Raw genomic sequence first — 13,168 nt, forward strand, 5'->3', positions numbered from 1 at the left:
ATGACAAACTATGCGGAAAATGTCAATTAAGAAAAATCTAAAATCTAAACTCAAAAATCTACAATAAAAAAATCCCAAACTCTTTTGGAATTTGGGATTTCTAATATTTTAGAATTTAAAAAATCGTTAGATTTTCTTCATTTGTTCTTTCATCATAGAGATTTGCTCTTTCAGCATTCCTTGTTTGTCTAATTTTTTAGCTTCGTTTAATAAATTAGTCGCTTCCAATTTTCTTCTGCGTGACATGGCAACTCCTGCAAGGTTTAATTTAGCTACAGCTAAATCCATATCCATTGATAGTCCAAGTTCGATTGCTTTTTTGAAATGTTTCTCTGCTTGGTTGATATTGGTTTGAGACAACATGATACCTTGCAAATAGTTTAAGTATCCTTGTTGTTTTCTTACTAATGCACCTTCTGGATTTTTGATATATGATAACCATTTATTAGCTCCTGCGAAGTCTTGTTTTCTTAATTTAAGGAAAGCTAAAAGGATAAATTCGTTTTTGAAATAAAGAAAAATCGGAATTGCAGTCAATAATATAAGAAAGATTCCATTTCCGATATTACTTTCTGTAAATTGCCAAATGCCCGCCACTACAAGAAGTCCGGCCAAAATAAGTTTAATATTTTTGTGAAACATAATTAATGTAAATTTGTGATTGCAAAGATAGTAAAAGGAATTAAAAATATTTTTATAAAAGTACTTGCTAGAAAAAAAAGTCTTTGTATATTTGCACTCGGTTTTTGAATAACGATATCAAAAACAAATTAATAAGTTAATAGATACCATTTTTAAAGATACAAAGCAATGAGCAAAAGAACATTTCAACCATCGAAAAGAAAAAGAAGAAATAAGCACGGATTTATGGACAGAATGGCTTCTGCGAATGGAAGAAAAGTTCTAGCGCGTAGAAGAGCAAAAGGAAGACATAAATTAACTGTTTCTAGCGAGCCTAGACACAAAAAATAATGTTTGTATAAACATACATAAGGCGATTACTTTTTTAGTATCGCCTTTTTTTATACCTTTTCGGTACAAATTTTTTCAACTTTCTAGTTTATAACGCACTAGAGAGGTTTTTAAATCGTAAATAACTACACAATACATACAAAATGCCTAAAGACACATCAATAAAATCAGTTTTAATAATAGGTTCAGGACCTATTGTTATTGGCCAAGCTTGCGAATTCGATTATGCGGGATCTCAATCTGCACGCTCGATTCGTGAAGAAGGAATTGAGGTTATCTTGATTAACTCGAATCCAGCGACGATTATGACCGACCCATCTATGGCCGATCATATTTATTTGAAACCTTTAACGACAAAATCGATTATTGAGATTCTTAAGGAACATCCGCAAATTGATGCAGTTCTTCCAACAATGGGAGGACAAACTGCTTTGAACTTGTGTTTGGAGGCTGAAGAAAAAGGAATCTGGCAAGATTTCGGAGTAAGATTAATCGGTGTTGATGTAAATGCAATTAATATTACTGAAGACAGAGAGCAATTTAAACAGCTTTTAGAAAAAATCAATGTGCCAACTGCACCAGCAAAAACAGCTACATCTTACCTTGAAGGAAAAGAAATTGCTCAAGAATTTGGCTTCCCGCTTGTAATTCGTCCTTCGTTTACACTTGGAGGAACAGGAGCAGCTGTGGTGTACAAAAAAGAAGATTTTGATGAGCTTTTAACTCGTGGACTTGAAGCTTCTCCAATTCATGAAGTTTTGATCGACAAAGCTTTGATGGGATGGAAAGAGTACGAGCTAGAGCTTTTAAGAGATAAAAATGACAACGTTGTAATTATCTGTTCTATCGAAAACATGGATCCAATGGGAATCCATACAGGAGATTCGATTACAGTAGCGCCAGCGATGACTTTATCTGATACAACTTTCCAAAAATTACGTGACTACGCTATCTTAATGATGAGAAGTATCGGAAATTTTGCTGGAGGATGTAACGTACAATTCGCAGTTTCACCAGACGAAAAAGAAGATATCGTAGCAATCGAGATTAACCCTCGTGTGTCTCGTTCTTCTGCTTTGGCATCAAAAGCAACTGGATATCCAATTGCAAAAATTGCTTCTAAACTAGCTTTAGGATACAACTTAGATGAATTGCAAAACCAAATTACAAAATCTACTTCGGCTCTTTTCGAACCAACTTTAGATTATGTAATCGTAAAAATACCACGTTGGAACTTCGATAAATTTGAAGGTTCAGACAGAACTTTAGGTCTTCAGATGAAATCTGTAGGTGAGGTTATGGGAATCGGACGTTCTTTCCAAGAAGCACTTCATAAAGCAACTCAGTCTTTAGAGATTAAAAGAAATGGTTTAGGAGCTGACGGAAAAGGATACAAAAATTACGAACAAATTATCGAGAAACTAACTTATGCAAGTTGGGATCGTGTATTCGTAATTTACGATGCAATCGCAATGGGAATCCCGTTGAGCACAATCCACGAAATTACAAGAATCGATATGTGGTTCTTGAAACAATACGAAGAGCTTTATACTTTAGAAAAAGAAATTTCAAACTACAAAGTTTCGAATCTTCCTAAAGAATTATTGCTTGAGGCAAAACAAAAAGGTTTCGCAGACAGACAAATCGCTCACATGATGAGTTGTTTAGAAAGTGAAGTGCACACTTTGCGTATGAACATGAACATCAACCGTGTGTTCAAATTGGTTGATACTTGTGCGGCTGAGTTTAAAGCAAAAACACCTTATTACTACTCAACTTTTGAGGCAGAAATCGAAAAGGCAAACGGAGAGCGTTATGTAGATAACGAAAGTATCCTTACTGACAGAAAGAAAGTGATTGTTTTAGGTTCTGGACCAAATAGAATTGGGCAAGGAATCGAGTTTGATTACTCTTGTGTGCACGGAGTTTTAGCTGCTAAAGAATGCGGTTACGAAACCATCATGATTAACTGTAATCCTGAAACGGTTTCTACAGACTTTGATACTGCTGATAAATTATACTTCGAGCCAGTTTTCTGGGAGCATATTTATGACATTATCCAACACGAAAAACCTGAAGGTGTAATCGTTCAGCTTGGTGGTCAGACAGCTCTTAAATTGGCGGATAAATTATCTAAATACGGTGTGAAAATCATCGGAACTAGTTTTGATGCACTTGACTTGGCTGAAGATAGAGGACGTTTCTCAGACTTATTGACTGAATTACACATTCCTTTCCCAAGATTCGGAATCGCTGAAACTGCTGACGAAGCTTCAAAATTAGCAGATACTTTAGATTTTCCACTTTTAATTCGTCCTTCTTATGTATTAGGAGGTCAGGGAATGAAAATTGTAATCAACAAAAAAGAGCTTGAAGAGCATGTTATCGATTTGTTGAAAGCAATTCCAGGAAACAAATTACTTCTGGATCACTATTTAGCAGGAGCAATCGAAGCAGAAGCTGATGCGATCTGTGATGCTGACGGAAATGTTTACATCATCGGAATTATGGAGCACATTGAGCCTTGTGGAGTTCACTCTGGAGATAGTAATGCAACATTGCCTCCTTTCAACTTAGGAGAATTTGTAATGCAACAAATTAAAGATCATACGCATAAAATTGCTAGAGCTTTAAAAACGGTTGGTTTAATCAATATTCAGTTCGCGATTAAAGATGATACAGTTTACATTATCGAGGCAAACCCAAGAGCTTCAAGAACAGTTCCTTTTATTGCAAAAGCTTATGGAGAACCTTATGTAAACTATGCTACAAAAGTAATGTTAGGTCACAATAAAGTAACTGACTTTGATTTCAACCCGCAATTAAACGGTTATGCAATCAAACAACCAGTTTTCTCTTTCAGCAAATTCCCGAACGTGAACAAAGCGTTAGGGCCTGAAATGAAATCTACAGGAGAAAGTATCTTGTTTATTGATGACTTAAAAGACGATCAATTCTACGAGTTATACTCTAGAAGAAAAATGTATTTGAGTAAATAATCTCAGATTGTATTATAAAAGAAAAGCTCCAATGAAAATTGGAGCTTTTTTTGTTTTATACGTTTAGATGTTCCATAGGAACATTTTGTTGGTAGAAATATTGTGTTGTTGTCGTTATATTACGTTCCGTAGGAACGTTTGGTATTGACATCATTTTTTAAACAACCCAATAATCAAACGTTCCTATGGAACGTAAATATTGCTGTTAGCTGTTTTTTTCTACCGACGGGACATTCCTACGGAATGAAAGCTCAGTATAAAAATACAACGCTAAAGTTGTGTTTCATTAAAGGGATAAAATAACAAAGGGGCTGTTTCAGTATTTGAAGCAGCCCCTTTAGTATTTTAAATTAATTATAAATCTTATTCGTTTTGATTAAAATTCATATTGTCTCTTGTATTTTTTTGTACTGAAATTGCACCGAACAATGCTAATAGGAAAGCAAAAGCATAAAAACCTTTTTCGCTTGGTAAAATAGTTGCATTCCATAATCCGACAACTAAAAGAACGATTGATAATAATGTTCCAAACCAGCAGATTCCGTAGTAAATATCAGTAACAGGAAGTTTTTCTAATCGGTCTCTTACGCTTTTTTGTAAAGAGACAACGGCAAAAAGTCCGAACATTAAAACGGTGAAATAATATCCTTTTTCGTTTAAAAGCATTTCGGCTCTGGCAAGTCCAACAATAAAACCGATTGTTCCAGCTCCAAGCGCAACCCAAGATGCCGCGATAAAGGCATTTGATGTTTTTTGTATCATAATTTATTATTTTGGTAAGCCACAAATATAATTAAATTAGATTCATACCAAAATAAAACGCTGTTATTTTGTTCAGTAAAATCTTTCAAACATGTAAAAGAAAAAGCTCCATGATTGGAGCTTTTCTCCTTGCAAAAAAGTAAGATGTTTTATTTTTTTAGCAATTGCTCTAAAGGTTTTAGCTGTTCCATGTCTATTTTTGAATTTTGCAAAACAGACATTAAGGTCATAATGTTATTCGGATTCATATCTTCGCCTAACACACGGACTACTGCAAAACCATTTTCTTTTCTGTTGGCAAAAATGACAAACTCTTTAATATTGTCGTCACTTCCAACATAGCTTACAGAAGCACCTTCTTTACCTGAACCAAACTTCATTAATTCCTGAGACTTCGGATCTTTTAATATGGCTTTTACTTTGTTTCTTTCTGTTTCAAACTCTGTTTGATTGTTCTGATCAGCTTTGAAAGCCAGAATATTCATTTTATCAAACGAATTCAGGGCTTCGTTTTGCTCTGCCGATAATTTTGTTTTATCGACATTCAAAATATTTGGTGAAATATCCAAAGCAATAAAATCTTTTTTCTCCGAATTCTCTACAAAATATTTTTGCAGTGAAGGTTCAGAATTACAGCTTCCCAAAGTTAGAAGAGCTGTAAGTGCTAAGATGAAGATATTTGTTCTCATTTTTATTTTTTGCCTTTAGAAGCTTTCTTTAGGTCTGTACCGCCAGGAAGCTGCATTTTATCTGTTAATACTGAAATCTCGTTTAAGTCAAAATTACCAGTTAGTGATAATAAAACGGTTTCGTCATTTTTTGCACCGTCAACATACATTAAAAGTTCTTTTATCTGTGTATCTGTAGCGCCAGATTTTACCATTATTCTAACATTTTTTCCGCCATCATTTACGCGCATTAATTCTTCTAAACCGGCAGTTTTTACATATTTGTCGGCAGTAGCTTTCATGTCGGCTTCGATTTTTGGATTTTTAGTGGTGAATACTTTCAAGTAATCCAGTTTTTTGATTAGAGCAATATATTGCTGAGTCTCTTTATCAGAAGCGTCAGTTTTTACTTTACTCATTAAATCAAACATTTTTTTGTTTACAATTACTGAGGTTACGTCATCCTGACCATCAAATTTATCAAAAGCACTTTGTGCATAAAATGTGGTTGAAACGAATGCGAAGACTAAAGTTATAATGAAATTTCTCATGATTATTTTGTTTAATTACTGTTTAAAGATTTTGTTTTTTGATTGTTCATATTCTTTAATGTAGTGCACACTTTCAATACCTACATTAACATTGTTTGATAATAAAGCCAAAGCTTTTTGAGTCGCTTTTAAAGCTTCTTCGGGATCATCGTAAGTTCCTAATTCGGTTTGCGAAGCTACTGCAGTAGTGTCATTTTTTTCGCTAACAAAAAAGTAAGTTCCGATTCCAAGCAAAACAACAGCAGAAGCTGCAATCGATAACCACGCTACGTTTCGTTTCTTAGTTTGTAGTGGAATCTCATACGTCGATTTCTGTTCTCTTGCTTGAGAGAAATAGTCAAACATAGGTTTGTATTGCTCCAAATGCTGCGCAACATTTGATGAAGAAAAGTATTCTTTTAATTGATTTTCTTCGGCAATAGAAGTTTCTCCCTGAAAGTATTTTTCTAATATCTCTTCTATTTTATTTAGTTCCATAAAGGTGTGTATTTGTCATTGATTCTCTAATTTTTTTTCTCGCTCTCGAAAGTGCCACTCGTATTGCTGTTTCGTTCATATTTACGATTTTGGCTATTTCTTCAAATTCATATTGTTCAACATCCCGAAGCTGAATTAACAGTTGCATTTGTTCGGGCATTTCGTTTATAATTTTTTCGACCCATTCTAAACTGTCTTGGTCTTCTAATTTTTTATCTAATTGCGGTTGCCGATCGGTAAAATTATTATGGACAATTTGCAGATTACTGGCTCTTTTAGATTTTAGCTGATCGAGGCAATAGTTTTTTGTCATTGTCATAGCCAATGCTTCGACGCTATTGTAGCTTTGCAGATTATCTTTTTTGTTCCATAATTTTACCATTACTTCCTGAGTTGCATCTTCTGCTTCTTCAGTGCTGGTAAGCAATCTTTTTGCCAGACGAAAAACTTTGTCTTTAAAAGGATTTATTAATTCTATAAATACAACTTGGTTCATTAATCTGATGGTTAATCGTTAGCTTATATATTCAAGACGAGGCACAATTATATTTGTTACAGCAAAAAAGAAATTTTTTTTATGTAAAAAAAATACTGCTTTAACGATAAAGGTAAAGCTAAAGATACTACTTTTACGTTTATTCAGAATATAGATAACCTACACGATATGAAAACAACTTTAAAGAGCGTTCTTTTTCTCTTTTTATTCGCATTTGCTTTACAGTCTTGTGAAGATCAGGATGATGTGGCTGCACCAGCAGACTTGCAGATTAATAATTTTATCTGGAGAGGATTAAATGAAGTTTACTTATGGCAACAAGATGTTCCAAATCTAGCCGATGGACGTAATTTACAACCAGATTTCAATCAGTTTTTGAGAGGATACTCTCATCCTGAAGATTTGTTCGAAGATCTATTGAACAAACCAGTAAGCAAATATCCAAACGGAGACGCAATTGACCGTTTCAGCTGGATTGTAGAGGATTACACTGTTTTGGAGCAAGAATTAAGTGGTGTTACAAAAAATAATGGTGTTGACTTTAGGCTGAGCCGTGTGGCTGCAGGATCAAATGATGTGGTGGGTTTTGTGCGATACATTATACCAAACTCTGATGCTTCTACAAAAGCAATTAAACGTGGTGATCTATTTACAAGTGTGAACGGAACAAAACTTACGGTTTCAAATTATCAGGAATTATTGTTTAATAAGGATAGCTATACATTAAACTTAGCAGATTATAATGGAAGCAGTTATGTTTTGAATGGGAAATCGGTTGATTTGACTAAAACTGTTTTAGAAGAAAATCCAATTTTTATTAATAAAGTAATAACTTCTGGAGGTCATAAAATTGGTTATTTAATGTATAATGGATTTTATTCAAGTTATGACGATAAATTAAATCAGGCTTTTGGCGAATTAAAATCACAAGGAATTACAGATTTGATTTTAGATCTTCGATATAATGGAGGAGGAGCGGTACCTTCTGCTATCAGACTTTCTAGTATGATTACAGGACAGTTTGATACTCAGGTTTTTGCGAAAACACAGTTTAATGCAAAGTGGATGAAAGATATGACTGCTGATGATTTGGAAAGTTTGAATTATAGGTTTGTGAATAATATTGATGGTAAACCATTAAACAGTTTGAATTTAACTACAGTTTATATTATTACAACTGCGAGTACAGCATCTGCGAGTGAATTGGTTATTAACGGATTAAAACCTTATATCAACGTAGTTCAAGTTGGAGAAACCACGACAGGTAAAAATGTTGGTTCGTATACAATTTATGATTCTGAAACTCTTTTTACTAAAAAGGGAATCAATCCAAATCATAAATATGCTATGCAGCCTTTGGTTTTTAAAATTTCAAATTCTGCAGGTTTTGGAGATTATACGCAAGGTTTACAGCCTACTTATCAGCAATATGAAAAGGTTAGCACTTATGGCGTTTTAGGAGATCCTTCTGAGCCTTTGCTTAATTTAGCTATTTCTAAAATTACAGGTTCTTCTGCTAAGAGAATTTTGGATGATTCTGCACCAAATACACCTTATTTAACAGATTCAAAAATCATTAACGGATTAAAGCATGGAATGTATTTTCAAGATGCTCCTAAAAAATAAAATCTAATAAATAAAAAAGGCTTTCAGAGATGAAAGCCTTTTCCATAAAAAAACAAAAACTAATTTTAAGTATAAATTAATCGTTAAAGTAAAATCCGTTCGGACCTACACCTACAGTTAATTCTTTTAATAAGCTTCCGCTTAAGTTATAAATATATGCTTTACTGCTTGACGCAAAATCGCCACCATCTGCAATAAAGATTCTATCATCTTTTACAGCAAAACCGTACATTTTACCATATTCAGAAGTTGAGCTGTATTGGAAAATAGGAGTTGTAGAAGCTGATGTTGCAGTGTAGTCTATAGCATAAACAGCAGTTTCTAGAGTATAATAAATTTTATTGTTGTAAATGTCTAGGTTTTTAACTCCGTCAAGAGCTTCAGGGAAAGTAATTTTGCTGATAGAATTATCAGATAATTTTACTTTTACAATTTCACTTCTTTCTCCGTACGAACTTCTAATTGTGTATAAAACACCATCTTTAACTTCCATTGTGTCTGCGCCTAGACCAATAGTTACAGAAGTTTCAAGTTTGTTTGTTGCTGGATTTACCACAAGTAATTTGTCATTATTGTAAGGTTCAGTTACATAAAGTTTATTGTTGTAAACTTCAATATGGTTGGCAGTTGCATTTAACGCAATTGTAGATTCTACTTTGTTTGTAGCCAGGTTGATCACAGCAATAAAATCATCTGTGTTACCAGCTGGGTTTGTGCTAGATGCGTAAGTATTGGCATTAGTAACATAAGCTTTTCCGTCTTTTACAACTCCATATCTTGGTGTAATTAAGCCTGTTTCGATTTTTGCTACAAGTTTAAATGTGTATCGATTTACTACATTTATAACATTAGAACCGCCAGCAATGATATATGCTTTATCTCCATCAAAAAAGATGTTTTGAAGATATTTTCCAATAAAATCAGAACCGTTTACAGTATTGTATACATCTTTTGTGAAAGTATTTAAATCGTCGCTAACGAAAGAAACTGAACCTCCATCAGTAAAATTTCCCTCGTTTAAGATGAAAATTCCATTATCATAAACTCCTTTTGGATCATTAGAGGTATCGTCATTTGAGTTATCGTCATTAGAACAAGAAACAAAAAGCGAAACGCTAAGTGCTACTAAAAATAATCTAGTTAATTTCATTATATTAAAATTTAAGGTTTAAGTACAAATTAAAATTTCTTCCTGGCATTGGTCTATATTCTAAACTTTGGTAAAATGTATTCCAAAGATTTAGAACTTGAAATCCAACTTTGAAAGAAGGTAAAAGTTTAAAATCATAATCAATTCCAATATTTGACACATTGTAGGAATCAACAATTTTCTCAGGATCGTTGTCAGATTGTGTATAAACAAAGCCATTATAAAGAAACTGATAATAAGCAGAAACGTTTTTTCTTGAATAGGCAACAGAAGCTGTAACTTTATTAAAAGGGACAAAAAACAATTGTTTTTTAGTCTCAACATTTTCTGAAACTGTATAAGCATAAGTAGCATTTGCTGTCACATTGTTTTTGCCAAAACTTTTTTTCCAGCCTAACAATGTTTCAGCTCCATAGCTATTTACTTTGTCTGTATTTTGTGGCATCCAAATTCCATTTGTTCCAGGAACCCATCGCAGCAAATCTTTTATTTTCATGTAATAAAAGGTCTGCGTTATGTTAAAACTGTGAAAAGTAAAAACATTTCCTATTTCTGCTTGGTAAGAACTTTCAGGTTTTAAATCTGGATTTCCGCCTTCTTCCCAATATAAATCATTAAAAGTTGGAATTCTGAAATTTCGTGACGCATTCAGTTTCAAATTGTATAGTTTTCCAAACTGATAAGAAGAGCCCACTGAAAATAGAAGAGGAGATTTATAGTTGTCTGTAAATTCTTTGCGAACGCCAAATTCATTTTTCCAGTTAGCAGAAGCGTCTTGCTTAATAAGCAAAGCGACTGAACTTATTTCTCTTACATTATCGCCAAAACCAGAGCCGTAACCTTTAGTTCGATTATAGTCCAAAATTCCGTTTACTTGCAATGATTTGAATACTTGATATCCTACATCTGCTTTTGTGATAAAACTTTCTGTTTTTCCGTAAGTGTAAATGTTGCTCGAATTATCTGCATAATACTGATAGTTTTCGAAAATATAAGCAGTTTTTAAATTGGGTGTAAACTTGCCGAAGTTACCGTCATACTCTAATAAATTCCGATTAAAGCCATTTACATATTTGCTTTTCATTTCCGATTCGGAAACTAAAGAAGTATTTCTATCTGTATTTGAGCTTTGGGTGTATAATTTTAGAATGTTTTTGGCATTAATTTTATAACCCGCATTGGCGCTTAGTGTAATAACATCATATTGCCCATTTTGATTCCAGCGCTGTTCGCCTTTCCAGTTATACTGATTAAGATATTTATAATCATTAGTCGAGCTGTTTTTCGAAAGTCCGATTTGAGCACTCCATTTTTTATTAGAAATTGACGTTTTGTAATTGACTCCAATTGTATTGAAACTGCCGTAGTCTAGTCTTAAATTATTCTCAAATCGATTAGAAAATAACAAATCGTTATTTAGATGCACCGTTCCTCCAACTGCTCCACTTCCATAAATAACACTTCCGCCACCTGCTTTTACGCTTATAGAATTATAATCAGAACCCGAAATGGTATTAAAATCGGTACTTCCGTTCATTTGAGAATTAATATTAATTCCGTTCCAAATTACTGCTGTTTGAGAAGAAGTTGTTCCTCTAAAAGCTACCGTAGATAACATTCCACGCCCATATTCTTTAAAATAAATCGTAGAATTAAAATTTAATAAATCGGTTAAAAGGGCTTCGTTTTTACTAATAACAGAGTCATTTAGTTTTAAAACAGATTGTGAAACCGAATAGGATTTTAAATTTTTATCTGAAACCAATACCTCTTTCAGACTGGTAATAGAATCGTTTTGCGCCGAAATAATTTGGCACATTACAAATAAACAAAAAGCAAAAAGTCGTTTTAAAGTCATAATTTCTTCACTCTTTTTCCCGAGAGTTCGATAATTGTTACAAAGGCAGGTCTCCTGGCTTGCGTCTTGCTGTTTACCTTCCCATCACGCAAGGCGTGACAGTGGTTTGTAGTTAACAGCAAGCATTCGTTTAGAACTTAGCTTACAGTTGCGGGTACAGCTCAAGAATTTACTTGATTCCCTTTTAATGTGTTTTTAAATCAAAAACACAACCTTAATTTGCTGCAAAGATAAAGTTAAAAATATTGATTATTCAAATTTGTTTTGCGATTCATGAAAAATTATAAATTATTTGCATTAAAAATCAATTTTTATAACTTGTCCGAAATCAACTTTATTATTGAAAGCATCCTTTAAAGGCAGTAAACTCTGATGGCATAAAATACTTCTGATGATTCCGGCATGAGCAACAATAACGATTGGCTGATTTATTTTTGAAATGGTTTCAGATAAAAAATCACCAACTCTTTCATGCAGTTCAACAAAAGATTCTCCGTTTGAAACTTTGATATTTACAAAATCTTCCATCCACGGATTAAGTTCTTCCTGCGGAATTTCATTCCAGCTTTTTAATTCCCAATCTCCAAAATTCATTTCTTTTAAACGTTCGTCTTCTTGATAAGAAATGGTTTTAATATTTTTTTGAATGTGTTTTGCCAGAATAACACAACGTTTTAAAGGGCTAGAGAAAATAAATGCTTCAGAAGGAAGCTCAGAAATTATTCTTTCAAAAATTTCATCAAACGGAAGTGCAATATCAACATCAGATTGTCCGTAACAGATTCCTTTTTCGCAGATGGTTTCGGTATGACGAACTAGATAAATTTCCATAAAAATAAAATGCTTAAGTAAAATACAACTTCGCAAACTTGTTGCGTAGCTCCAAGACAATCTCCCGTATAACCGTCAATCCATTTCTGGAAGTAGCGTGCTAAAAAATAGCGTGCTATAAAAACAGGAATTATAGCAAGAAGAAATTTCAAATTAAAATAAGAAAATACAATCAGCGGAATTAAACCAAAAAAGAAAGAACCAAAAACTTCTTTCCAAGTATATTGTTTTGCAATGGGTTTACTTTTGCTCGAAGCATCTTCACGAGAATATTCATGCGTGAAAATAATACTGATTGCTGCTAAACGACTCAAAGAATGTGCAGAAATGAATAAAAGGAAAATTAGTAAAATGTTATTAGTGAAAAGTAAAATGGATTCGGAAAGCAATTTGAATTTTAATAGAAAAAGTAAAACCAATCCGATTGCTCCATAGGCGCCAATCGCACTATCTTTCATGATCATTAAGATTTTTTCTTTGGTCCAGCCGCCACCAAATCCATCACAGACATCAGCAAATCCGTCTTCATGAAATGCACCAGTAGTTAAAATAGAAGCAATAATCGCTAATATAACGGCAATTTCTATTGAAAGAAAAAATGAAAAAAGATAAAAAGCCAGAAAGGAAATACTTCCAACAATCCATCCGATAAAAGGAAAATATCTCGTAGCTTTATTTAAATAATCTGGATGATGTGTAATGTTTTTTGGACATGGAATTCTGGTGTAAAACATTAAACAGGTGAAGAAAATGTGTAGTTCTTTTTTCATTTTTTATA

The 13,168-nt window shown here is 33.3% G+C and carries 13 protein-coding genes and 1 riboswitch; of the genes, 3 read left to right on the forward strand and 10 right to left on the reverse strand.

Annotation, left to right across the window (positions count from 1 at the left end):
• Nucleotides 1-126: 126 nt before the first annotated feature.
• Entirely contained in the window at nt 127-642 is a 516-nt protein-coding gene (locus tag NU08_RS15625; protein ID WP_008464839.1) for a hypothetical protein, read from the reverse strand.
• Between the two features lie 168 nt (nt 643-810).
• Between NU08_RS15625 and rpmH the strand changes: the two genes are divergently transcribed.
• Nucleotides 811-972, forward strand: a complete 162-nt coding sequence (rpmH, locus tag NU08_RS15630) for a 50S ribosomal protein L34 (protein ID WP_008464848.1) — start codon at nt 811-813, stop codon at nt 970-972.
• 143 nt (nt 973-1,115) lie between these two features.
• Entirely contained in the window at nt 1,116-3,971 is a 2,856-nt protein-coding gene (gene carB, locus NU08_RS15635; protein WP_129748058.1) for a carbamoyl-phosphate synthase large subunit, read from the forward strand.
• Between the two features lie 363 nt (nt 3,972-4,334).
• On the opposite strand, the gene yiaA is transcribed toward carB, so the two are convergent.
• From yiaA to NU08_RS15660, 5 genes are all read right to left on the reverse strand, one after another.
• On the reverse strand, nt 4,335-4,733 hold the full coding sequence (gene yiaA, locus NU08_RS15640; protein ID WP_091497352.1) for an inner membrane protein YiaA: 399 nt from the start codon (nt 4,731-4,733) through the stop codon (nt 4,335-4,337).
• 149 nt (nt 4,734-4,882) lie between these two features.
• Nucleotides 4,883-5,422, reverse strand: a complete 540-nt coding sequence (locus tag NU08_RS15645) for a DUF4252 domain-containing protein (RefSeq protein ID WP_129748059.1) — start codon at nt 5,420-5,422, stop codon at nt 4,883-4,885.
• Between the two features lie 2 nt (nt 5,423-5,424).
• Entirely contained in the window at nt 5,425-5,952 is a 528-nt protein-coding gene (locus NU08_RS15650) for a DUF4252 domain-containing protein (RefSeq protein ID WP_129748060.1), read from the reverse strand.
• Between the two features lie 15 nt (nt 5,953-5,967).
• Entirely contained in the window at nt 5,968-6,429 is a 462-nt protein-coding gene (locus NU08_RS15655) for a hypothetical protein (RefSeq protein ID WP_129748061.1), read from the reverse strand.
• Nucleotides 6,416-6,925: an RNA polymerase sigma factor gene (locus NU08_RS15660; RefSeq protein ID WP_008464858.1), complete on the reverse strand. Its 510-nt coding sequence runs from the start codon at nt 6,923-6,925 to the stop codon at nt 6,416-6,418. Before NU08_RS15660 ends, NU08_RS15655 begins: the two co-directional genes overlap by 14 nt.
• A gap of 168 nt (nt 6,926-7,093) precedes the next feature.
• On the opposite strand from NU08_RS15660, the gene NU08_RS15665 reads away from it, so the two are divergent.
• The gene (locus NU08_RS15665) at nt 7,094-8,551 is read left to right on the forward strand and encodes a S41 family peptidase (protein ID WP_129748062.1); all 1,458 of its coding nucleotides are present in this window, start codon (nt 7,094-7,096) and stop codon (nt 8,549-8,551) included.
• Nucleotides 8,552-8,627: 76 nt separating this feature from the next.
• Here the strand turns inward: NU08_RS15665 and NU08_RS15670 are convergent, their stop codons facing one another.
• From NU08_RS15670 to NU08_RS15685, 4 genes are all read right to left on the reverse strand, one after another.
• On the reverse strand, nt 8,628-9,701 hold the full coding sequence (locus NU08_RS15670; protein WP_129748063.1) for a DUF5074 domain-containing protein: 1,074 nt from the start codon (nt 9,699-9,701) through the stop codon (nt 8,628-8,630).
• A gap of 4 nt (nt 9,702-9,705) precedes the next feature.
• On the reverse strand, nt 9,706-11,559 hold the full coding sequence (locus tag NU08_RS15675; RefSeq protein WP_129748064.1) for a TonB-dependent receptor plug domain-containing protein: 1,854 nt from the start codon (nt 11,557-11,559) through the stop codon (nt 9,706-9,708).
• A gap of 26 nt (nt 11,560-11,585) precedes the next feature.
• A riboswitch (cobalamin riboswitch) is annotated at nt 11,586-11,791 on the reverse strand.
• Between the two features lie 65 nt (nt 11,792-11,856).
• Complete coding sequence (cobC, locus tag NU08_RS15680; RefSeq protein WP_129748065.1) at nt 11,857-12,390, reverse strand: alpha-ribazole phosphatase; 534 nt, start codon at nt 12,388-12,390, stop codon at nt 11,857-11,859.
• Nucleotides 12,375-13,160 carry an adenosylcobinamide-GDP ribazoletransferase gene (locus NU08_RS15685; protein WP_129748066.1) on the reverse strand — a complete coding sequence of 262 codons (786 nt, stop codon included), beginning with the start codon at nt 13,158-13,160 and terminating at the stop codon, nt 12,375-12,377. The genes cobC and NU08_RS15685 overlap by 16 nt, the downstream gene beginning before the upstream one ends.
• Nucleotides 13,161-13,168 lie beyond the last annotated feature (8 nt).

The organism is Flavobacterium anhuiense (assembly GCF_004151235.1).
In the GTDB taxonomy this organism is placed as follows: domain Bacteria; phylum Bacteroidota; class Bacteroidia; order Flavobacteriales; family Flavobacteriaceae; genus Flavobacterium; species Flavobacterium anhuiense_A.